Origin of the sequence: Clostridioides sp. ZZV15-6388 (assembly GCF_020657755.1) — a bacterium.
Classification (GTDB): domain Bacteria; phylum Bacillota; class Clostridia; order Peptostreptococcales; family Peptostreptococcaceae; genus Clostridioides.
On the sequence record NZ_JAGWCU010000003.1, the window covers coordinates 182,905 to 207,497 of the forward strand.

Sequence of the window (24,593 nt, forward strand, 5' to 3'; positions counted from 1 at the left end):
AGATGGGGTGATTTCATTGAATTGGCGAGAATTGTATCAAAGTAAGTTATGTACTGCTATAGACGCTGTAAAGCATATTAAAGATGGGGATACAGTAGTATTTGCACATTGTGTAGGTGAGCCTCCTGTACTAGTAGAGGCTATGATTGAAAATGCAAAACAGTATAAAAACGTTGAGATTAAGCATATGGTAAGTCTAGGGAGTGGTGGATATACTGGCGAGGGAATGGAAACTCACTTTAGAGTAAATCCAATGTTTGTAAGTGGAAATGTAAGAAAGGCAATCGAAAATGGAGATGGAGATTTTACTCCTGCATTCTTTCATGAAGTACCAAAATTAATTAGAGAAAAAAGATTAAAATGTGATGTTGTTTTAGCACAGGTGACTCCACCAGATGAACATGGGTATTGTAGTCTAGGGACATCAGTTGACTATACCTACGAAGCTATTAAAACTGCTAAAACAGTAATTGTTCAAGTAAATGACCAATTTCCTAGAACTTATGGTGAAGTAGTTCATATATCAGAGTTTGATTATATAGTTGAAAAGTCACAACCTTTATATGAACTGCAACCTGCTAAGATAGGAGAAGTAGAAGAAGCAATAGGTAAAAATTGTGCTTCTCTAATTGAAGATGGTTCTACTTTGCAACTTGGAATTGGTGGAATTCCAGATGCAGTTATGCTATTTTTAACAGATAAAAAAGATTTAGGAATTCATTCAGAAATGATTTCAGATGGAACATTAGCTCTCTATGAAAAAGGTGTTATAAATGGTAAATATAAAAATTTTGATAAAGAAAAAATGACAGTTACATTTTTAATGGGAACTAAAAAATTATATGATTTTGCTAATAATAACCCAGTAGTTGAAGTAAAGCCTGTAGACTATGTAAATCATCCAGCAGTTATAATGAAACAACATAAAATGGTTTCTATAAATTCTGCTATACAAGTTGATTTGATGGGACAGGTAGTTGCAGAGGCAATGGGTCTTAGACAATTTAGTGGAGTTGGAGGTCAAGTTGACTTCATACGTGGAGTATCTATGGGAGAAGATGGAAAGGCAATTATAGCCATGCCTTCAATAACGACAAAAAAAGATGGTACAGTAATTTCAAAAATTGTTTCAATTGTTGATGAAGGTGCTCCTATAACAACATCTAGAAATGATATTGACTATGTCGTAACAGAGTATGGTATAGCAGAACTAAAAGGGAGATCTCTTAGAGAAAGGGCAAGAAATTTAATCAATATTGCTCATCCAAGTGTAAGAGAAAATCTAGCATTAGAGTTTGAAAAAAGATTTAAGGAGAAATATTAATAATAGAGGGGTGTTAAGAATGGAAGCACTTAGAGTAGTTCCAAAAATATTTTATTTTGATACATTTAAAGAATTCAACGAAGAATTTAAAATAGGAAAAAATGATTTAGTAATTACAAATGAATTTATATATGAACCATATATGAAACCTCTTGGAATAGATACCAATCTAATTTTCCAAGAAAAATTTGGAACAGGTGAACCATCTGATGAAATGATAGATTCTATGACAAAAGAAATGAAGAAATACAATTTCGATAGAATTATCGCCTTTGGAGGAGGTACAATAGTTGATATATGCAAGATATTAGCACTTGATGTTCCAGAGAAGTCTATTGATTTATTTGAAGGAGAAGTAGCACCTAAAAAAGTAAAAGAATTGGTGGTAGTTCCTACAACATGTGGTACAGGAAGTGAAGTAACAAATGTAGCCATTGCAGAGTTAAAATCTAAGCATACTAAAAAGGGTCTTGCAGTAGAAGAAACTTATGCAGATTATGCAGTATTAATTCCAGAATCAGTAAAAGGATTGCCTTATAAATTTTTTGTAACAAGCTCAGTGGACGCTCTTATACATGCTATTGAGTCTTATCTATCTCCAAAGGCAAGTCCATTTACAGAAATATATTCTTTACAGGCTATAAAAATGATTATGGATGGATATAAAAAGATTGTGGCTAAAGGAGAAGAAGAGAGATTCAATCATCTTAAGGACTTTGTACTTGCATCAAACTATGCAGGAATTGCTTTTGGAAATGCTGGTTGTGCAGCAGTGCATGCTTTATCTTATTCGATAGGTGCAGCTTTCCATGTTGCACATGGTGAAGCAAATTATCAGTTCTTTACTGAAGTATTTAAGATGTACTCTAGAAAAAATCCTAATGGAAAGATTACACAATGTACAAAAATTTTAGCAGATGCTCTTGAATGTGACCCTAATTGTGATGTTTATGGAGAATTAGAGAAATTCTTAAACAAATTAATAGCTAAGAAATCTTTAAGAGAATATGGAATGGTGGAAAGTCAGATAGATGAATTTACTGATAGCACAATAGCAAATCAACAGAGATTACTTGCCAATAATTATGTAGAACTTAGTAGAGAAGAAATAAGAGAGATATTTGCAAATCTTTATTGATACAATTTTTTATTTATATTAAGTATAGATGATATAAATAATGATAATTATATAAATATAAAAAGTAAGAGGACTTAAATTTACTTAAAATTAAGTTCTCTTATTTTTGTATAGCATTAAATGTAAGTACATTTTTAGTTAGAAAATGTACTTACATTTAAGTCTATTACCTTATTTGAAATAATTTGTAGAATTTCAAATTCCTTGACAGTAATAAGTAAGTAATTGTATAATCAAACTGAAATATAATAATAATATTAGTAAAAATGAAAGGATATAAATCATGTATAAACCAGAGAATTTTTCTAAAAAATCTGTATTAATAAATTCGTTTTTAAGTAAATTTTTAAAGATAGTTGGATGGGGTTTAGTAGGTTTATTCACACTATCAGCTTTAGTATTGTCAACTATTTCAATTATAATTGGGTGGGCAGTTATACTTCCTATTCAAGTATGTGCTTTATTTTTAATAATAGGTGGAGTTTGCATTTTTAAAGGTAAAAGATTAGGAGACCAAATTTCTCGTTACAAAAAATACTGTACAATCATAAGTAATAAAAATATTATTCCAGTAGAACTTATTGCAGAAAGCACATCTAAATCATTAAAATTTATAATAAAAGATGTGCAAAAGATGATAGATAAAAATTACTTTATAAATACTTATATTGATAAAAGAAACAATCAAATTGTCTTGACAAATGAAGATGGAATTCCACCAGTGTATGAAGATGTAGTGTGTGAAGTTGAAGAAGATGAAGTTGAGAATAGTAATGAAGTTGATATGATTATTAAAAAGGGAATGGACTATTTGAGACAAATAAAAGAAGCTAATGAAAATATTAAATCAGAATCAATGTGCAGCAAAATTGTACAAGTAGAAGATGTTACGAGTAAAATATTTGATGTTGTAAAACATGACCCATCAAAACTTACTCAGATACAAAAATTTATGGATTATTATATTCCAACTACTTTGAAGCTTTTAAATTCATATCATACATTGGAAGAACAAGGCATAGACAGAGAAAATATAACAACAACTATGGAGAGTATTGAAAGTACAATGAGTACAATTGTAGTGGCTTTTGAGAACCAACTGGATTCTCTATTTGAGGATGAAGCTATTGACATATCTACAGATATTACTGTCTTAGAAAATATGTTAGTTCAAGAGGGATTAACAGGTGGAAAGTTTTAACTGTAATATAAAAAATATTCTGTTATTTTTGAACAGTTAATTAGTTATAAAGGATAAAAATGTGCAAGATATAAGTATATAATTAGTACTTTATGAAGGAAGAGGAGAGAAGTATAGAATGAATAATTTAGATGATATACCAGTTATGCCAACACTGACACTTGACCCATTTGGTGAAGAAACAAAAACAAATGATATAAATAATTCTGACCTATTAATGAAAAAGAATGAAAAAGACCCAGAAGAAGAAAAACTATCAGAAGCTGAACGTAAAATGGTAAAAGAGTTTGCAGAAAAAATAGATATTACAAATACAAATATGATTTTGCAATATGGAGCTGGGGCTCAAAAAAAGGTAGCAGGATTTTCGGAAACCGCTTTAAAGAGTGTTAAAACTAGAGATTTAGGCGAAGTTGGTGATATGCTTACAAATCTAGTTACTGATTTAAAATCATTTTCAGCTGATGAAAAAGAACAAGGTGGTTTTTTAGGGATTTTTAAAAAGGCAAATAATAAAATTTCAAATTTAAAAACTAAGTATGATAGTGCAGAAGTAAATGTAGACAAAGTAAGTAAAGAACTTCAAAAGCATCAAGTTAAAATATTGAAAGACATAGCAATGCTTGATAAAATGTATGAATTAAACTTAGCTTATTCAAAAGAGCTTACAATGTATATTATAGCAGGGAAACAAAGGCTAAAAGATATGAAAGAACTTGAGATGCCAAAATTAAGAGAAAAAGCAAGTCTGTCTGGTTCAACAGAAGATGCTCAATCTGTAAATGATATGGTTTCACTTTGTGACAGATTTGAAAAGAAGATTCATGACTTAGAATTAACTAGAATGGTGTCACTTCAAATGGCTCCACAGATAAGATTGGTTCAAAATAGCAATAATCTAATGGCAGAAAAAATTCAATCTACTATAGTAAATACTATTCCATTATGGAAAAATCAAATAGTACTTGCTCTTGGAATATCTCATTTGAATCAAGCTATGAAAGCACAACGTGAAGTTAGTAACATGACAAATGAACTTCTACTAAAGAATGCAGAAACATTGAAAATGGGAACAATAGAAACAGCTAAAGAATCAGAAAGAGGCATTGTAGATATAGATACAATTAAGAAAACTAATCAATCTTTAATATCAACTATTGATGAAGTAGTTAAGATACAAAATGATGGTAGAATAAAGAGACAAGAAGCAGAAGTTGAATTATCAAAAATAGAAAGTGAACTAAAAAGTAAGCTTCTTGAATTTACAGTTAAATAATAACTTATAAATAATAACTTATATTAAAATAAAAAGTGTAGTTGATTGTTTTACAATTAACTACACTTTTATTTATATTATAAGTTTCTGTTATCTTTTAGCATAACATCATGAGCTCCACCTTCAACTATACTAGTAGAAGATACAAGTGTTAGCTTAGCATTTTTTTGAAGTTCAGGAATACTAAGAGCACCACAGTTGCACATAGTAGAACGAACTTTACTTAGAGAAAGTGTCACATTGTCTTTTAAAGAACCAGCATAAGGAACATAAGAGTCAACACCTTCTTCAAAAGAAAGTTTCTTATCTCCACCAAGGTCATATCTTTGCCAGTTTCTAGCACGTGCAGAACCTTCTCCCCAATATTCTTTCATGTAACTACCATTTATATTAACCTTATTAGTTGGACTCTCATCAAAACGAGAGAAATATCTACCAAGCATTATAAAATCAGCACCCATAGCTAAAGCTAAAGTTATATGATGGTCATAAACAATACCACCATCAGAACAAATTGGAATGTAAATACCTGTTTTTTCAAAGTATTCATCTCTAGCTTGAGCAACTTCAATTATAGAAGTAGCTTGTCCGCGTCCTATACCTTTTTGCTCACGAGTGATACATATAGAACCACCACCAATACCAACTTTAACAAAGTCAGCACCAGCTTCAGCAAGGTAAAGGAATCCTTCACGGTCAACTACATTCCCAGCTCCAACCTTAACTGTATCACCGTATTTTTCACGAATAAAATCAAGAGTTATCTTTTGCCACTCAGAAAAACCTTCTGAAGAGTCTATACATAAAACATCAGCACCAGCTTCAACTAAAGCAGGAACACGCTCAGCAAAGTCTCTAGTATTGATACCAGCTCCAACTACATATCTTTTAGAAGAATCTAAAAGTTCAAGTGGATTTTCTTTATGAGAAGAGTAATCTTTACGGAACACCATATATACAAGATTACCATTATCATCAAGTACAGGAAGAGAATTAAGCTTATGGTCCCATATAATATTGTTTGCTTCTTTTAAAGTAACATCTTTGTTAGCATAAACTATGGATGACATAGGAGTCATAAATTCACTAACTTTAGTATCTAAATCCATACGACTTATACGATAATCACGACTCGCAACAATACCTAATAATTTACCAGTTGAAGTACCATCTTCAGTAACAGCAACCGTAGAATGTCCAGTTTTTTCTTTTAGTTCAAGTATGTCTTTTAATGTATTGTCAGGTTTAATATTTGAATCACTCACAACAAATCCAGCCTTATGAGATTTAACACGTGCTACCATAGCAGCTTCACTTTCAATAGTTTGAGAACCATATATAAATGAGATACCGCCTTCTTTAGCAAGCGCAATAGCCATCTTGTCATCAGAAACAGATTGCATAATAGCAGAAGTTAAAGGTATATTCATATGAATATCTGCTTCCTCGCCCTTTTTAAATTTAGTAACAGGTGTTTTTAAACTTACATTAGCAGGTATACAATCAATAGAAGAGAAACCTGGTACAAGTAGGTACTCACTGAAAGTATGCGATGGTGTATCAAAATAAAACGCCATTTTTTAATCACTCCTTAATATTTTTATACTTTATTATAATTGATAGTATTAATTATAACTTATTCTTTAATTTTATTAAAGTATTTTGTCAGATATTGAGATTTTTGAAAAATTTAAACTATTTTAACTGAATTTGTTTAATATATGTTGCTTTACACAATCAAACTGTATATTAAATAAGGTTTTATTTAATGTAGTAGCTAATTTGAAGTTAATTCTTAGTATATAATCTCTTGCATTATGTTTATATACTCCTGTTACTAATATTGGGTATAGAGCATTTTTTATTGAAAGTATAAATTAATTAAATCTATATTAGTATGTCCAAAAGTATCCCTAAAAAATTTATTTCGTAAAATTCTTAATCACTTTTGTATAAGGTTTTATGATATTCATCAAATACACAAGTACTTTATAAATATAGTATTATTTATAAAGATTGATATTCTAAAATACTACATAAATAAAATTAAACAAAAACTAAAATGAAAAATGTCATTATCGTAAGTGACATAGAAACGATTTCTTAAAGTTGTTACTATAAAATATAAACTCTATAATAAAAGTATAACAAAAGGGAATCATATCGATATAGAATATAATTCAAATGGAGGTAAAATTATGAGCAGTTCTAATCAATCGACAATAAAGACATCTATACAGCGAGTAGGTAAATTTTTAAGTGGTATGGTAATGCCAAATATAGGAGCTTTTATAGCATGGGGTCTTATAACAGCATTATTTATACCAACAGGATGGATGCCAAATGAAAAATTAAGCACTATAGGCGATCCAATGATAAAATATCTTTTACCACTGTTGATAGCATATACTGGTGGTAAAGCTATAGCAGGACAAAGAGGGGGAGTAATAGGTGCAGCAGCAGCTATGGGAGTAATCGTTGGAGCTGATATACCAATGTTTATTGGTGCAATGATAATGGGCCCATTTGCAGGATGGGTAATCAAGAAGTTTGATAAACTTGTAGATGGAAAAATACCAACAGGATTTGAAATGTTAGTAAATAACTTTTCAATAGGTATAATAGGTATGCTTCTTGCAATATTAGGTTTTTATGCAATTGGACCAGCTATAGTAGCAGGTACAGCTCTTATAGAATCAGGAGTGCAATTTATAGTTAGTAAAAGTTTATTACCTTTAGTCTCAGTATTTATAGAACCTGGAAAGGTACTGTTCTTAAACAATGCAATAAACCATGGTATATTAGGTCCTATAGGTATAGCTGAAGCAAAAGAAGCAGGTAAATCTATAATGTTCTTATTAGAAAGTAACCCTGGACCAGGATTAGGTGTTCTATTAGCATATTGGATGTTTAGTAGAGGAAGTGTAAAACAATCAGCACCAGGAGCAGTAATAATACATTTCCTTGGTGGTATCCATGAAATTTACTTCCCATATATATTAATGAATCCAGTTTTAATATTAGCTACAATGGCAGGTGGAGCAGCAGGAATATTAACTTTTTCAATATTAGGAGCTGGACTTGTAGCAGCACCATCACCAGGAAGTATATTTGCACTTATGGCACTAGCACCAAAAGGAGGATTACTTCCAGTATTAGCAGGGGTTGCAGTTGCGACAGCTGTATCATTCTTAGTGGCAGCACCATTTGTTAAGAGAGCTTCAGCAAATCAAAGTGAAGAAGATGGTACTTTAGAAGAAGCTAAAGCAAAGATGAGTGATATGAAATCTGCAAGCAAAAGTTCGGATAAAAAAGTTGAAGAAAAGCAACTTGAATTAAATGAAATTAAGAAGATTGTATTTGCATGTGATGCAGGAATGGGTTCTAGTGCAATGGGAGCTTCTAGATTTAAAAATAGAATAAAAAACTTAAATTTAGATATAGAAATTACAAACTCATCTGTTGATAATCTTCCAGATGATACACAAATAGTAGTAACTCACAATACATTAGTTGAAAGAGTTGCCAAAAATAATTCAAATGTTGAGATAGTCTCAATAAATAACTTTTTAAATGACCCAAATTTAGATATACTGTTTAAAAGATTAGAATCTAAATAAAAAATAAAAAGTACCACTGATTAGGAGTGGATAAATTTGAAAAAAAAGAAGATTACATCTAGACAAAAAAAGATAATACTCATGATAGTAGAAAATTCCAAAAAGAATATTCCAATAACCATTTCTGAGATTGCAGGAGAGTTAGAGCTAAGCTCAAGAACTGTACTTAGAGATATGTCAGGAATTGAAAAATGGTTTGATGAAAATGATTTTAATTTTGTAAAAAAACCAGGTGTAGGTTTGATTTTAGAAGAAAATATAGAAAATCAAAATTTTATCATTGAGTTGTTAGAAGAAGAAAAAATAGAAAAAGAATACAGTAAAGAAGAAAGAAATTTAATTATATTATCAAAGCTACTAGTTTCTAATGAGCCAGTAAAATCTTATTACTTTGCAAAAATATTAAAGGTATCTGAAGGGGTACTAAACAATGATTTTACATTAGCAAGTGAATGGTTAGAAAGATTTGATATTGAGCTTATTAGAAAACCAGGGCTTGGTGTGTATCTCAAAGGTCAGGAAAAAAACTTTAGAGAAGCATATGTAAACCTTATATATGACTCATTTAATGAAAAAGAAATACTGGACATGGTTAGAAATATAAGTGAGAATATACAAACTGATAAAGCAATAGAAATTTTAAGTGAAAATAGACTTTTAAATTTAATGGACAAGTGCATAATAAGAAAAGTTGAAAGTACATTAACAAAGAAGCTTTCTGAATTAGATGTAAATTTAGCTGATAGTGCATATATAGGTCTTGTAGTTCATATTTCACTAGCTTTACAGAGGATAAAAAATGGTGAGAATATAACCATGGAGAAAGATTTTCTAAAGGAATTATCTTTAACCGAAGAGTTTAAATTAGCGCAAGAAATCGTAAAAGGTATGGCAGTTGATTTTAGTATGGATATACCATTAGATGAAGTTGGATATATAACTATGCATATTAGAGGTGCAAAGCAAAGGTCATCTTCAAGTCATAAAGAGTTAAACTTAGATGATATAGAAGTGATGGACATTACAAATAAAATGATAGATTTAGCAGAAGATGAATTTAAGATAAGTCTTAAAAATGATGAAAGATTATTTAAAGACCTAGCAAACCATCTGGGACCTTCTATAAACAGATTGAATATGGGATTAGAAATAAGAAATCCTCTTTTAGATGAAATAAAAACTAAGTATTCATATGCTTATAATGGAGTTGAAAAAATTTCTAAAATCATAAAAGATAAGCTAAATATAAATTCAATACCTGAATCTGAAATAGGATATATTGCAATGCATTTTGCATCAGCCATAGAAAAAAATCTAATGATGTATACTAATCTGAATATTGTTGTAGCATGTCCAACTGGAATAGGTACTTCAAGGTTTTTATCGACTAAAATTGAAAATAAATTTCCCAATCTAAATATACTTGAAACTATTTCAGCTATAAACATAGATGAAGAATATTTAAAAGAAAAAGAAGTCGATTTAATTGTATCTACAGTGGAACTAAATACAAACTTAGATTATATATGTGTAGGTCCATTTATGAGTTCAGATGATGAGTTGATAATCAAAGAAAAAATAAAGTCTATAGCTCAAAACAAATTAATGGATTTAAAAGTAAAAGATGATACTAAAAATAAAAATAAAGTATATGAACAGATAACAGAAAGCATGAACATAGGAAGAGATATTCTTAAGTTTTTAGATGAAATTCAATTTAAAAAATTTAAAAGTAAAAACTTAGATGAACTTATTATGGATTCATCAAAAATATTTGTAGAATCTAGTGAAGATGTAATATCTATAAAAGAATCCTTAGAAGAAAGATTAAAAATATCAATTCCATATATAGAAGAATCAAGGATTTTATTATTACATTGTATGAGTGAAAGAATAGATATTATGAAGTTAGCAATAATAAGATTAGAAAATAACATAAAACTAAATTCCAAGGAAGAAATTGAAAATGTGGTTTTTATGTTACTTCCTAAAAATTCACCAAGTTATCAAAGACAAATAATGAGTGAAATAAGTGGCTCATTAATAGATAATTTTGTTTTTACTAATAAAATAAACAAATTTTCTATACAAGAGATAACGTTAGAAATAAAAGGTATAGTTTTTAATTTTTATACAAATAAATTAAGAACATTAATAGATAAATAAAATTTACATTAAAAAAGGAAGGTTGATATTATGAGTAAAGTATTAAATGAGAATAATATATTTTTAGGATTAGATAGTGTTTCAAAGGAAGAAGCTATAACTTTAGCAGGAAGAAAATTATTTGAAAATGGATATGTAAAAGAAGAATATATACCAGCAATGTTGGAGAGAGAAAAGGTAATGACTACATATATGGGAATGGGTGTTGCTATTCCACATGGTGTAAATGAAGCGAAAAAAGAAATATTATCTTCTGGAATAGTGATACTACAATTCCCTAATGGTATAGACTTTGATGGAGAAAAGGCATATTTATTAATAGGAATAGCTGGTGTTGGAGATGAGCATTTAGAGATACTATCTAATATAGCAATAGTTTTAGATGATGATTTAACAGAGAGACTAAAAAATTCAAATGACAAACAAGCTTTTATGGAAGCTTTTGCCAACTAATCTTAGGAGGAACTTAAAATGAAAAAGGCAATCCAATTTGGAGCAGGAAATATTGGGAGAGGATTTATTGGAGGTTTGTTAGTTAAGTCAGGTTATCATGTTGTATTTGCTGATGTTAATGAAGAAATATTAAATTCAATAAATAAAGATAAAAAATATACTATACACATAAGAGATGTAGAATGTGTAGATGAAGTAATTGACAATATAAGTGCAGTTTCATCTATAAAAGAAGAAATAATAGACGAGATTGTAGAAGCTGAAATAATAACCACAGCAGTTGGTCCTTTAGTTTTAACTAAAATAGCACCTACAATTGCTAGAGGTATAAAAACTAGAAAAGAAAAAGGATTAACAAATAATTTAAATATAATAGCTTGTGAAAATGCGATATATGCAAGTTCTTCTTTAAAAGAGGAAATACTTAAGTGTCTAAATAAAGAAGAAGCAGACTATTTAGAGAAATATATTGGTTTCCCTAACTGTTCAGTTGATAGAATAGTTCCTCCTGGTAAAAATGAGAATCCTCTTGATGTAACCGTTGAAAATTTTTATGAGTGGAATGTTGAAAAGCAAGGATTTAAAGGAGAAATACCTAATATAGTTGGAATGAATTTAGCTGATAACCTTATGGCTTATATAGAACGTAAGTTGTTTACACTAAATACAGGCCATGCTATAACTGCTTATATAGGGTACTTAAAAGGATACAAAACAATAGAAGAAAGTATAAATGATGAATATATTTGTAATATAGTGAAAAATGCAATGACAGAAAGTGGAGAAGGATTAATCAAAAAATATAATTTTGATTCAGAAGCACATTATAAATATATTGATAAGATTTTAAACAGATTTAAAAATCCATATCTTAATGATGATGTAGTCAGAGTTGGAAGAGAGCCGCTTAGAAAATTAAGCGATAAAGACAGATTGATTAAGCCTCTAATGACAGCAAAATCATATGGTTTAACAGTTGATAATTTAATTCTTGGAATAGGTGCAGCACTTCATTATAATAATAGTGAAGATGCTCAAAGTGTAGAATTGCAAGAACTAATAAAGTCTAATGGAGTAAAAAAAGCTATTTCTAAAATAGCTAATATAAGCAATGATGAAGTACTTCTAGATAATATAGAAAAAAGTTATATCTTTATGGAAAATCTATAAGTTTACTTAAAAAGGTTGGATTTTGTCAAGTAACTAATGAATGTTTTATTCTACACAGTTTGAATTATTTGTTGAATAATAGAGAATTATAATATATAATTAAAAAGAATAAATTAATATGTTTACCTGTATACTTTTGATAATATGGTTCAAATGTTTCTACTAAGCTACCAATAATAGCTTAACTACAGGAGTGAAGATGATATAGTTTATACTTATTTTAAATTATATATTAAGTTGGTTACTTTGAATTTTAAGCTCCTGTCTATGATATAGACAGGAGCTTTTTTAGTATTCTAAGATAAAATACAAGCAATGTAGATAGTAAAATTAAAGAGAATATAATTTTTTTTATTAAGATTAATATAATTTAGAAAGGTTTAGGTGGGAGTACAATGAAGGCTTTAGAGGAAAAGATATTAAGAGAAGGTAGTGTTTCAGGAAATGATATACTAAAAGTCGATAGTTTTTTAAATCATCAAATTGATGTAGCTTTTTTAAATGAAATAGGAAGAGAGTTTAAAGAAAGATTTAGTGGAGAAAAAGTGGATAAAATATTTACAATAGAGGCTTCGGGGATAGCTATAGCATCAATTGTTTCACAATACTTTGATAATGCGCCTGTAGTTTTTGCAAAAAAATCAGAATCTAAAAATTTAGATAAAGATGTGTATGAAACTAATGTATATTCATTTACTAAGGCAAAAGAATATGCAGTAAAAGTTTCTAAAAAGTACATAAACGAAGGTGAAAACATATTGATAGTAGATGATTTTTTAGCTAATGGAAGGGCAGCTCTTGGGCTTAAAGATTTAATTGAGCAAGCAAATGCAAACTTAGTTGGAGTAGGGATTGTTATTGAAAAAGGATTCCAAGCTGGAGGAGCACTTTTAAAGGCCAATGATGTAAGATTAGAATCTTTAGCAGTAGTTGAATCTATAGATAATGGAACTGTAAAATTTAGATAATTTATGATATTATATACTTGTGTTTAGCACATATTCTAATTATGGAGGATTTTTTAAATGAGATTTTTTATAGACACAGCTAATATTGAAGAAATAAAAGAAGCAAATGATTTAGGTGTAATATGTGGAGTGACTACAAATCCATCTCTAATAGCTAAAGAAGGTAGAGATTTTATAGAAGTAGTTAAAGAAATTAGTGAGATAGTAGATGGGCCGATAAGTGCAGAAGTAATAAGTTTAGAGCACAAGGGTATGATAGAAGAAGCAGAAAAATTATCTAAGATACATAAAAATATAGTTATAAAAATACCTATGACAGCAGAAGGTTTAAAGGCAGTAAAAGTATTATCTAGTAAAGGTATAAAAACTAATGTTACACTTATATTCTCTGCTGGACAAGCTCTTTTAGCTGCTAGAGCTGGAGCTACATATGTAAGTCCTTTTGTTGGAAGATTAGATGATATATCACAAAATGGTCTTGATTTAATTGAAGAAATTGTTGATATATTTAGTGTAAATAGTATTGAGGCTCAAATAATAGTTGCTAGTGTTAGAAATCCAATACATGTTTTACAAGCTGCTAGAATGGGAGCAGATATAGCAACAGTTCCTCTTAAAGTTATAAACCAAATGATTAAGCATCCTTTGACAGACAAAGGAATAGATAGCTTTATGAAGGATTGGGAAGGTGCTTCTTTAAAATTATAATTATAGAAATATGATTATAAGTATAAGAGAAGTTCTTATGGAAATTCTAAGCAATAAGGCTAGGCTATTTTGCCTAGTCTTATTTTGGTGTATAATATATTGAAATAAACTAAAATTTAAAGTAAGGAGGCGAAATATGGATAAAATATTAAGAGAGATACAAAGAGAAGACAAGAAAAATCCATACACTGACCAAGAACTTGCTGAAATATTAAATGTAGCTAGGTCTGAAGTAATAGCAGTTAGAAAAAAAAATAATATTTTAGATTCAAGAGAAAGAAGAAAACAAATCTTAATAAAAGATATATCTAAGATTGTAAATGAGAATCCACAAATGTCTGAAAGAAAAATAACTGAAATTTTAACCGAAAATGGCTATAATATATCAAGAAGTGCAGTATCAAAATTACTAAAAGAAGAAAATTTAAGCCAACCGAAAGCTGAAATAAAAGATAAAGAACTAGTATCCTCTGGAAAGCATGTAAAAGTTAGTAAGGTTGTAGAAGAGGATGGGTTTGAAGAATTAATAGGTATAAAAGGCAGTTTGAAAGAGAAAGTAAACCTAGCTAAATCAGCAATCATGTATCCTCCTAATGGTCTTCATACTATAATATATGGGGAAACAGGTGTAGGTAAGAGTGAGTTAGCCACATGTATGTACAAATATGCTGTGAAAAATAATATCAAAGAAGAAAATAGTCCATTCATAGTATTTAACTGTGCAGATTATGCAGAAAATCCTAACCTATTGATAGCTCAGCTGTTTGGAGTGGTAAAAGGTGCATACACAGGAGCAGATGCAAATAGAGAGGGTCTTGTAGAGCAAGCCAATAATGGAATTTTGTTTTTGGATGAAATTCATAGATTACCTGCTGCTGGTCAAGAGATATTATTTTCTTTAATAGATAGAGGTGAATTTAGGAGATTAGGAGAGAGTAGTTCTAATAGAAAGGCAAATGTTCTCATAATAAGTGCTACAACAGAAAATCCAGATTCTAATTTACTTCAAACATTTAGAAGACGTATACCAATGGTAATAAATTTACCTAATATGAGTGAAAGACCGAAATCTGAAAGATATGAAATAATAATAAAATTCTTTGAAAGAGAAGCAAAAAGAGTAAATAAAAACTTTATAATAACTAAAGAAGTGATGTGTGCACTTATGAATTATAAATGTACTGGGAATATAGGGCAGTTAAAGAGTGATATACAAGTAACTTGTGCTAGAGCTTTTAGTAAGGCAATATTTTCTAGTGACAAGGTAATTATAGATTTAGATAGCTTAAGAGATTATATAAAAAGTGGATATTATGATTGTAATTGTGAAGATGAAAAGTATTCTGAGTTTTCAGTTGAAGATATATATATAGATATTAGTGAGTTAGTAAGTGGAAAAAATAGAATTTTGTCTGATAATGAGATAAGTGAAATATACAATTATGCAGAAAAAGAATTGAAGGTTCTAGAAAGTAAGTGTTTTTCAGAAGAAGAATTAAAAAATGCATTTATAGAAAAATTAGATAATAAATTTAACGCTATTAAAAACAATAAAAACTTATCTGATAGAAGAAGTCGAATAGATTGGGGAGGACAGTTAAAAGAATACACACTAGAGATAATGGACAAAGTAATTGTATTTATTAAAGAGCAATTTAAACATGTAAATCAAGGGTTGTATTTAGCTTTAGCGATTCATATTGAGCATGCTATAGATAGAATAAAAGATGGAAAAACTATAATAAATCCAAGTTTGGATAAGATAAAAGCATCAATGCCAATGGAATATGAATTATCCAGATATGTAATGGGAATAGTGGAAGATTTAACACAAGTTACATTCCCAGAGGATGAACTTGGATATTTAGCGTATTATATAAATAAATTTTGTTACAATGAAGAAAGTATAAAAGATAAAGTAAAAGTAGTTATAGTTACACATGGTAAGGTTGGAATTGAAATGTCTAATGTTGTAAATCATATCCTTGGTATAGAATGTACATTGGGTATAGAAATAGCACTTACAGATTCACCAGCAGAAGGCATAGAACATGTATTAGAAGAACTTAAAAAGATAGAAGCACAAAAAGGAATTTTAGTTCTAATTGATATGGGTTCTTTAGTAATCCTTGGTGATGAGGTTGAAAAAAGACTTGGTATTAGATGCAAGACTGTAAATAGGGTGGATACATTATTAGCAATGGAAGCAGGAAAATTGGCTACAATTGAAGGAAAAAGTTTAGATGGTATAATAGCGGATTTAAAGAAAAATAAAAATTATGCTATGGTAAACACAAATAAATTTAGTTATAGAAAAAATGAATATGGAAAGAAAAATGTAATTATTACATTATGTTTAAGTGGGGTAGGCACAGCTTTAAACTTAAAGGAACATATAGAAAAGCAAATTGAGGAATATGATGCTTCAATTGAAGTAAAGCCAATTGCTTTTTTAAATAATAATTTAGAAGATGAATTAAATGACATTGAAGCTGAATATAATATTATTGCTATTTGTGGCACAATTGATATAGATTATAAAAATGTACCTTTTATTTCTTATAATGAGGTACTTGGAAAAAATGGAATTAACAAGGTATTAGAACATTTAAATAATAAACAACCATCTTTGAGTAGCGATAATCAATTGAATAATTTAATACATGAAGATTTGATTTTATATGATTTTGAAGGAATCTCAAAGGAGTATATAATCGATACTCTTGTATCAAAGCTTGAAGAAGGTGGATATGTAGACTCAAAATATATATTAAGTGTGTATAAAAGAGAGGCTATGGGAAGTGTTGTAATGGCTTCAAAAGTTGCTGTACCACATGGACTTCCAGAAAATGTTATAAAGCCAGCAATAGCTATAGCAAGATTAAATAAGCCCATAGTATGGGACAATAAATTTATGGTAGATTTAGTGGTACTGCTGGCACTTAAAGAAAATAATAAGAAAGAAATACGAAGCTTATTTTCAAAGATTAATGACCAACATACTTTAGAAGTTTTATTAAATACTGAAGATAAAAACGAAATAAAAAAGATATTAAGTTAACTAAGTATAGAAAAGATAGACACAAAAAATTTGCTTTAGTATAAAATTTAAAATTATTTAATTGCTAAGTAGTTAATTACTTGATATAAGGCTAATTCTATGAAATTGATTTATATGATTTTATAGGATTAGCCTTCTTTATTGATAAATAGAATATATAAACTATTTTAAAACTAAAATATAGAAGATATAATAAAGATAAGTTATTATGTTAAAAAATTACAGAGTGGTCATCATAATGATTTAGAAAATAATTTCATACAAGAAGATGATAAAAAGCCTGTTTTCGAAGGGAAGAATCTCAAGACAAGTACATTTCAAGTAAAGGTTGATGAAAGTGGAACATATAAAATTACTGTTACAGGGAAGAAAGCTAAAGGAAGTGTGAGTTTTATAAAAAATACTGATTGATGAAAAATGAATAATCCTGCAGGTAAACATGGACATTTTCATTGTTATTGCAGGATTTATTGTATATTTTAGAGATTTATATTTTCTAAATATGTGCTACTTGATTTTATAACATCTATACATGCTTTCACCACTTTTGAATGAAAACTTAAAATAAACTTTATCATTAGAAAAATCTTTTTCCATAGCCACTAAGTCTTGTTCTTCTCCAGCCTTTCCACCAGTGCCAACTAAAAACACATCTTTTTCACTATCTATTTCTTGAACTGACCCCATATATTTGTAGTAGTCATTTATGTCATATGAGTGATATTCAGTAACTTTTTTATTTTCTTCATCCAATTTTATTTTAATAACTCTTGTAGATTTATTTTTTACACCATTATCATATAAAGTTATATATCCATCATCTGTAATTCTAGCATTATGTTGTCTTGAGAACTTTTGATTATCTGTTAAATTAAACTCATCACCCAATCCTCCTAAAGTCCAAATAATTTCTCCTGTTTTTCTATCTAATTTAATAACTTCATCTAAATTTCTAAATGAGCAGATTAGATTTCCGTCTTTTGGGTCGATAGTCATAGAATTAAAATGTACATAGTCTAAGGATGTATCACTTTTTTCGCTAAAATTATTTTGTTCAACACTTTCTTCATATAGCTTTTCATAATCAATACTTTCCCACTGCCATACAACTTTCCCATCCTTTATTTCTTGTAATACACTATTTACTACATAAGGAGAATTTCCTTTACTCAATTTTGAAGGAATATTTGTCGCCTTAGTCTTTTGATAACTAGAAACAATATAGTGATTATCATCTATGTATATAAAGTCATGGTTTTCTAACTCAGTACCAGATTCTATGTTTTTACTTTTCTCCATAGTAATTTTATTTATTTTATTATAATTTTCATCTAATATTACAAGATATGATGGTGAGTATCCAACAGAACTTATTCGCTTTGTTGAGTCTTTATCTTGAAGTAAATATCCATATCTAACTTTACCATCATCTGTAGTTATTTTTTTAAAATCAAAAGGATTTGATTCGACTTCCTTGTAAAAAATTATATTTCCTTGGTTATTTAATTTAAATACAAAATTATGTTCTTCATTGTGTGTAGTAAGATAATAATCACCATCATAAGGGCTATTTGCAGTAACAGTATACTTTGGAAAATCTTTTGAAAGAGAGTTTATATAATAATTTCTATATGAGTTTTCACCATTATATATTACAGATATTTTTATTTTAGAAGAGCTATTGATTTCTTTTAACTTAAAAGTAGATTTATTATTTACATTAATTTCTTTATCATCTATTTTGACACTGTTTACATTTTTAGGATTTTTTATTGTTATACTATTTTGATTTGTTGAATTAAGTTGTTTTACGTTTTGACTATTAAAAATCCCTTCCTTAGATAGTGTTACATCATAACCATTTATAGTTATATTAAGTGTTTTTTTCGAATTACTTTGAGATGCAAAGACTTGTTTTACGAAAATACCAGAAACAAATAGAATACTACATAAAAATACTATCTTTAATAAATTTTTTCTTTTCATTCTTAATCCCCTTTTCATATTAAGTTTTTTATATTTTCATATTGATTTTATTATATAAATAAAAACATACTATGAATTTAATTATGCATAACGTGAATTTTGCTAGACAATTACATGAAAATTTATTCACACTAAAATAACTAAACAACAAATATGAAAATTAATGCTATTTAGATTGAATTATTTTATAAAATAACTAACAAACATAAAAAACCACCCATAAAAAATAAAAAAACCATTTCTGTAACAAAAAAAACCACGAAAATATAAAAATATATGGATAGTTAAGTGCTTAACAAGTAAAAATTAAAATAAAAATTAAAAAAAATTTATCTATGAAAGTCGGCTAAAATCCTACAATTGAACATTATTTCGGGGAAAATGTTTTCTTTTATTTCACAAAAAAAGCCACTTTTTGGCACGGTATATGCTTTATATAAAGGCAAGAAAAACAAGATATGAGATAAGAGCAATTAGGAGGTGCAAATATGGAGTTTATAAATTTTGTAAGTGATAAAGTTATAAACCTTAAAATGGATTGTAAAACAAAAGAAGATTTCTTTAAGGAAATACATAATAAAGTTTTTGAATTAGGCTTTGTAAAAGAAGAATTTGGAGAAAAAATACTAGGAAGAGAAAATGTATTTCCAACAGGCTTAAACTTAGGTGATTATGGAGTAGCAATACCACATACAGATGCAGAATATATTAAAGAACAATTTATAGCAGTCTGTACTTTTAATGAACCAGTAGTATTTAGTTCTATGGAAGACCAAGATGAAAAAGTATCTGTAAATTTGGCTTTCGTTTTGGGGCTTAATCAACCACACAGTCAATTATCTGTATTAACAGAATTGATGGGGATTATGCAAAATAAAGAATTAGTTGAGAAGCTAATGGATTCTACTGACAAAGAAGAAGTTTTAAAGACAATAAAGTCTTTATAAAAAATAAAATAATAAAAAGTACTAACAATAAAAATAAGACAATAAAAATTATTAGGAGGAAATAAAAATGAAAAAAATATTAGTAGCATGTGGAGCAGGAATAGCAACATCAACAGTAGTTTGTGACAAGGTAGAAAGATTAGTTAAAGAAAATAATATACAAGCAGAAGTTATACAATGCAAAATAGCTGAATGTGCAACAAAGCAAGATGGAGCAGATTTAATAGTATCAACAACTATATTACCAACAACTTATAATATACCAGCAATAAAAGCAACAGCATATATAACTGGAGTAAATACAGCAGCATTAGATAAGAAAATATTAGATGCTTTAAAATAATCCTAGCATAAATAAATTGAAATCATATTTAAAAAACAGAAAAAGGAGGATTTATAAATGGATAAATTATTAGCAGTAGTACAGTATATTTTAAACATGGGACCAACAGTAATACTACCAATAACAATTGTAGTCTTAGGAATGATATTTAGAATTAAGTTTACAAAAGCTTTAAAATCAGGTCTTACAATTGGTATAGGGTTTGTGGGTATAAACTTAGTTGTAAACCTATTAACTTCAACACTAGGGCCAGCAGCTCAAGGAATGGTTGAGAGATTTGGACTTAATTTAACAGTAATAGATGTTGGTTGGCCAACAACAGCATCAGCAACATGGGCTTCACCAGTTGCACCAATATTAATACCAGTTTGTTTATTAGTAAACTTACTATTATTATACTTCAATAAAACAAAGATATTAAACGTTGATATATGGAATTATTGGCACTTCATAGTAGCAGGTGCAGTTGGATATATAGTAACAGGAAGTTATATCTGGGCTATATTCTGTGCGATATTAATGGAATTATTAGTACTATTTATTGCAGAAAAAACAGCCAAGAATGTTCAGGAGTTTTATGATTTGGAAGGTATAGCATTACCAACTGGTTCAACAGCTTCATTTGCTCCACTTGGATATTTAGTAGGTAAATTTGTTGAAAAAATACCAGGAATAAATAAAATACAAGCAGACCCAGATTCTATACAAAAAAAATTCGGTATATTTGGTGAACCAATGATGATGGGGATTATACTAGGGATAATACTTGGAGCGCTTGCTGGATACGATGTAGCAGGAATATTCAATGTAGGTATATCAATGGGTGCAGTAATGTTACTTATGCCTAGAATGGTTAGAATATTGATGGAAGGTTTAATTCCAATTTCAGAATCAATAAGAGATTTCTTACAAGCAAAATATGGAGATAGAGAACTTTATATAGGTCTAGATGCAGCAGTAGCAACTGGACATCCAGCAGTTATATCAACAGCTCTTATACTTGTTCCTATAACTTTATTCTTAGCAGTTATATTACCAGGAAATAAAGTTTTACCATTTGGTGACTTAGCAACAATACCATTCTATATGGCATTTATAGTATGTTTTAGAAAAGGTAATATAGTTCAATCAGTTATAACAGGAACTATAGTAATAGCTATATCACTTTATATGGCTACAAATTTTGCAGATGTTCATACGCAATTATTACAACAAGCAAATATGATGCCAGAAGGAACAACAATGGTTACAAGTATAGATACAGGTGGTAACTTACTAAAATGGGGAATACTGAAATTATCTCAATTAGTTTCTTCACTTGGAATATTCTAATATTTAGTTAATAGAGATTACTCTTTTTTAGTAAAGTATGCGAAAATTTAACATTTAGCAGCTACTAGAAAAGAGTAATATTTTTTATAAATTTTTAAAAAATACAAAATACAAAAGGAGGAGATTTATCGTGAAAGCAGCAGTATTACATGGCACAAATGATATGAGATTTGAAGATATAGAAATAAAACCATGTGAAAGTGATGAAGTAAAAATAAAAGTTATGGCAGCAGGAATATGTGGGTCAGATCCTCCAAGAGTATTAAAACATTGGAAATATCCAGTTCCAGCTATACCAGGGCATGAATTTTCTGGAGTAATTGCAGAAGTTGGTAAGGATGTAAAAAATGTAAAAGTTGGAGATAGAGTAGTTGCAATTCCTTTTATACCTTGCAATGAATGTGAATATTGTAAGAGAGGGTTATTTTCATTATGTGATGACCATGGTATGTTAGGAGCTAAAACTTTTGGAGCTTTTGCAGAATATGCAAACATAAAAGCTACAAATGTTTTACCAATAGGAGACATGGATTTTGAAGATGCTGCTATGATAGAACCACTTGCAGTTGCTATGCATGGAGTACTTAATATAGGTATCCAAGTTGGAGATACTGTAGCTGTAATGGGTAGTGGAACAATGGGTCAACTAGTAATACAAGGACTTAAGATAGCAGGAGCTGGAACAATTATAGCAGTTGATATATCTGATAATAAATTAAGAGAATCAAAAGAATTAGGTGCTGATATAATAATTAATGCTAAAGATGTAAATCCAGTAGAAAAAATAAAAGAACTTACTGGTGGAAAAGGTGTTGATATAGCACTTGAATGTGCAGGTTCTAAAATAACTCAGGAACAATGTTTACTTATAACTAAAAAGAAAAGTAAAATAGGATTTTTAGGAATAGCATATTCAGATATAACTTTATCTGAGGAAGCATTTGAAAATATATTTAGAAAAGAACTAGAGTTAAAAGGTTTCTGGAATTCTTATTCTGCACCATTCCCAGGACAAGAATGGACTAAAGGAATCACTTTAGTTAATGAAGGAAAAATAAAATTAAAAGAAATGGTATCTCATAGATTTTCACTTGAAGATACTTATAAAGCATTTGAAATGATAAGAGATAGAAAAGAAGAATTTAATAAGATATTAATTTTACCACAAGGGGTTGAAAAATAAATGAAGGCAGTAGTTAAAACTAAACCAGGTTATGATAATGTAGAAGTATTAGAGGTAGAAGAGCCAAAAGCTACAGGAGATAAAGTTAAAATAAAAGTAGAATACAGTGGTATATGTGGTTCAGATATACATTCATTTAAAGGTGAATATGCAAATATAAAAGCTCCAGTAACTTTAGGTCATGAATTTTCTGGAATTGTCGTAGAAATTGGTGAAGATGTTAAAAATATAAAAGTAGGAGATAGAGTTACATCAGAAACTACTTTTGCAACTTGTGAAAAATGTATATATTGTGCAACTAAAGACTACAATTTATGCCCAACTAGAAAAGGTATTGGTACTCAAGCAGATGGAAGTTTTGCTGAGTATGTATTATCAAGAGAGGAAAGCATACATGTACTTCCTGAAAATGTATCTTTATTATCAGCAGCTCTTACAGAGCCACTAGCTTGTTGTGTTCATGCAGCTCTTGAAAAAACTACTATAGAAAGTGATGATACAGTATTAATAATAGGACCAGGGCCAATAGGTTTATTATTAGCTCAAGTTGTTAAATCTCAAGGTGCTACAGTTATAATGTCTGGTGTTACAAAAGATAAAGAAAGATTAGAAATAGCTAAAAATCTTGGAGTAGATAGAACTGTAAACGTAATGGAAGAAAGTCTAGCAGATGTAGTAAATGAAATGACTGATGGAAATGGAGTAAATAAAGGATTTGATTGTTCTGGATTTATGCCAGCAGTTAATGAAGCTTTAAGATTACTTAGAAAGAAAGGAACTTTCGTACAAGTTGGAATATTTGCTAAAAAACTAAATGAAATGGATCAAGAAGCAATAATTCAAAGAGAGTTACAATATATTGGAAGTAGATCACAAAAACCAAGTTCTTGGATTATAGCATTAGATTTAATGGCTAGTGGAAAAGTAAATACAGAAGCATTAGTTACAAGAACTGTTGGTTTAGACGAATTTAAAGAGGGTATTACAGCTTTAATGAACGGAGAAGAAATAAAAGTTGCAGTAAAATCTTAAAAAAACATTTGTATTATTTTAAAAAAAATTGTAAAATCTACTGTAGGATAAAAAAATGTAAGGTCTTAAAAAATAACAGGAGGAAAAAAGTATGAGCACTCTTAGAGATCATTCTAATAATATTAGAAAAAACATAATAAAAATGGTTGCAGAAGCTAAAAGCGGGCATCCAGGTGGTTCATTATCAATAGCTGATATGTTAACAGTGTTATATTTTGATAAAATGAACATATGTGTAGAAAATCCAAAAATGGATGATAGAGATAGATTTGTTCTATCAAAAGGTCATGCAGCACCAGCTTTATATGCTACATTAGCAGAAAAAGGATTTTTCCCAGAAGAAGAATTATTGACACTTAGAAAATTTGGTTCTAAGTTACAAGGACATCCAGACATGAAAAAAGTAGCAGGAATAGATATGTCTACTGGTTCTCTTGGACAAGGTTTATCTGCTGCAAATGGTATGGCGCTAGCTGGTAAATTAGACAACAAAGACTACACAGTGTATACTATATTAGGTGATGGAGAAATCCAAGAAGGTCAAGTATGGGAAGCTGCAATGACAGCATCACATTATAAATTAGATAACTTAATTGCATTTGTTGACTTAAATGGATTACAAATAGATGGTTCTAATGAAGAAGTAATGAATGTTAGTCCAGTAGATGACAAATTTAAATCTTTT

19 protein-coding genes and 1 riboswitch are annotated in these 24,593 nt (G+C 29.0%); of the genes, 17 read left to right on the forward strand and 2 right to left on the reverse strand.

Going from position 1 to position 24,593, the window contains the following annotated elements:
- Window positions 1-7 precede the first annotated feature (7 nt).
- The 4 genes from KGF48_RS03610 (at window position 8) to KGF48_RS03625 (ending at window position 4,939) form a co-directional block, all read left to right on the forward strand.
- The gene (locus KGF48_RS03610) at window positions 8-1,324 is read left to right on the forward strand and encodes an acetyl-CoA hydrolase/transferase family protein (RefSeq protein ID WP_413894780.1); all 1,317 of its coding nucleotides are present in this window, start codon (window positions 8-10) and stop codon (window positions 1,322-1,324) included.
- Between the two features lie 19 nt (window positions 1,325-1,343).
- On the forward strand, window positions 1,344-2,462 hold the full coding sequence (locus tag KGF48_RS03615; protein ID WP_227829244.1) for a 4-hydroxybutyrate dehydrogenase: 1,119 nt from the start codon (window positions 1,344-1,346) through the stop codon (window positions 2,460-2,462).
- A gap of 283 nt (window positions 2,463-2,745) precedes the next feature.
- Window positions 2,746-3,663, forward strand: a complete 918-nt coding sequence (locus KGF48_RS03620; protein WP_227829243.1) for a 5-bromo-4-chloroindolyl phosphate hydrolysis family protein — start codon at window positions 2,746-2,748, stop codon at window positions 3,661-3,663.
- 118 nt (window positions 3,664-3,781) lie between these two features.
- On the forward strand, window positions 3,782-4,939 hold the full coding sequence (locus KGF48_RS03625) for a toxic anion resistance protein (protein ID WP_227829242.1): 1,158 nt from the start codon (window positions 3,782-3,784) through the stop codon (window positions 4,937-4,939).
- Between the two features lie 77 nt (window positions 4,940-5,016).
- Here the strand turns inward: KGF48_RS03625 and KGF48_RS03630 are convergent, their stop codons facing one another.
- Window positions 5,017-6,516, reverse strand: coding sequence for an IMP dehydrogenase (locus tag KGF48_RS03630; RefSeq protein ID WP_227829241.1), 1,500 nt, complete (start codon window positions 6,514-6,516; stop codon window positions 5,017-5,019).
- Between the two features lie 621 nt (window positions 6,517-7,137).
- Between KGF48_RS03630 and KGF48_RS03635 the strand changes: the two genes are divergently transcribed.
- The 7 genes from KGF48_RS03635 (at window position 7,138) to KGF48_RS03665 (ending at window position 17,085) form a co-directional block, all read left to right on the forward strand.
- The gene (locus tag KGF48_RS03635; RefSeq protein WP_227829240.1) at window positions 7,138-8,559 is read left to right on the forward strand and encodes a PTS mannitol transporter subunit IICBA; all 1,422 of its coding nucleotides are present in this window, start codon (window positions 7,138-7,140) and stop codon (window positions 8,557-8,559) included.
- A gap of 36 nt (window positions 8,560-8,595) precedes the next feature.
- Window positions 8,596-10,725: a BglG family transcription antiterminator gene (locus tag KGF48_RS03640; protein WP_227839255.1), complete on the forward strand. Its 2,130-nt coding sequence runs from the start codon at window positions 8,596-8,598 to the stop codon at window positions 10,723-10,725.
- A 30-nt stretch (window positions 10,726-10,755) separates the two neighbouring features.
- The gene (locus KGF48_RS03645) at window positions 10,756-11,178 is read left to right on the forward strand and encodes a PTS sugar transporter subunit IIA (protein WP_227432702.1); all 423 of its coding nucleotides are present in this window, start codon (window positions 10,756-10,758) and stop codon (window positions 11,176-11,178) included.
- An 18-nt stretch (window positions 11,179-11,196) separates the two neighbouring features.
- Window positions 11,197-12,348 (forward strand): mannitol-1-phosphate 5-dehydrogenase, encoded by a 1,152-nt coding sequence (locus KGF48_RS03650; protein WP_227829238.1) that lies wholly within the window; start codon window positions 11,197-11,199, stop codon window positions 12,346-12,348.
- Window positions 12,349-12,454: 106 nt separating this feature from the next.
- Window positions 12,455-12,556, forward strand: a riboswitch (purine riboswitch).
- 187 nt (window positions 12,557-12,743) lie between these two features.
- Window positions 12,744-13,316, forward strand: a complete 573-nt coding sequence (locus KGF48_RS03655) for a xanthine phosphoribosyltransferase (protein ID WP_227829237.1) — start codon at window positions 12,744-12,746, stop codon at window positions 13,314-13,316.
- Between the two features lie 57 nt (window positions 13,317-13,373).
- Entirely contained in the window at window positions 13,374-14,024 is a 651-nt protein-coding gene (fsa, locus tag KGF48_RS03660) for a fructose-6-phosphate aldolase (protein ID WP_003423115.1), read from the forward strand.
- A 136-nt stretch (window positions 14,025-14,160) separates the two neighbouring features.
- On the forward strand, window positions 14,161-17,085 hold the full coding sequence (locus tag KGF48_RS03665) for a sigma 54-interacting transcriptional regulator (protein ID WP_227867749.1): 2,925 nt from the start codon (window positions 14,161-14,163) through the stop codon (window positions 17,083-17,085).
- Between the two features lie 507 nt (window positions 17,086-17,592).
- Here KGF48_RS03665 and KGF48_RS03670 read toward each other — a convergent pair.
- Window positions 17,593-19,071 carry an arylsulfotransferase family protein gene (locus KGF48_RS03670; RefSeq protein WP_227867750.1) on the reverse strand — a complete coding sequence of 493 codons (1,479 nt, stop codon included), beginning with the start codon at window positions 19,069-19,071 and terminating at the stop codon, window positions 17,593-17,595.
- 488 nt (window positions 19,072-19,559) lie between these two features.
- Between KGF48_RS03670 and KGF48_RS03675 the strand changes: the two genes are divergently transcribed.
- From KGF48_RS03675 to KGF48_RS03700, 6 genes are all read left to right on the forward strand, one after another.
- Window positions 19,560-20,018 (forward strand): PTS sugar transporter subunit IIA, encoded by a 459-nt coding sequence (locus tag KGF48_RS03675; protein ID WP_227841403.1) that lies wholly within the window; start codon window positions 19,560-19,562, stop codon window positions 20,016-20,018.
- Window positions 20,019-20,085: 67 nt separating this feature from the next.
- Window positions 20,086-20,361 (forward strand): PTS sugar transporter subunit IIB, encoded by a 276-nt coding sequence (locus KGF48_RS03680; RefSeq protein ID WP_021385190.1) that lies wholly within the window; start codon window positions 20,086-20,088, stop codon window positions 20,359-20,361.
- Window positions 20,362-20,418: 57 nt separating this feature from the next.
- On the forward strand, window positions 20,419-21,693 hold the full coding sequence (locus KGF48_RS03685) for a PTS galactitol transporter subunit IIC (protein ID WP_227482790.1): 1,275 nt from the start codon (window positions 20,419-20,421) through the stop codon (window positions 21,691-21,693).
- Between the two features lie 130 nt (window positions 21,694-21,823).
- On the forward strand, window positions 21,824-22,876 hold the full coding sequence (locus tag KGF48_RS03690; protein ID WP_227432710.1) for a galactitol-1-phosphate 5-dehydrogenase: 1,053 nt from the start codon (window positions 21,824-21,826) through the stop codon (window positions 22,874-22,876).
- Entirely contained in the window at window positions 22,877-23,908 is a 1,032-nt protein-coding gene (locus tag KGF48_RS03695; protein ID WP_227432711.1) for a zinc-binding dehydrogenase, read from the forward strand.
- Between the two features lie 91 nt (window positions 23,909-23,999).
- Window positions 24,000-24,593 (forward strand): transketolase (locus tag KGF48_RS03700; RefSeq protein WP_227867751.1); only part of this gene is annotated, 594 nt, incomplete at its 3' end.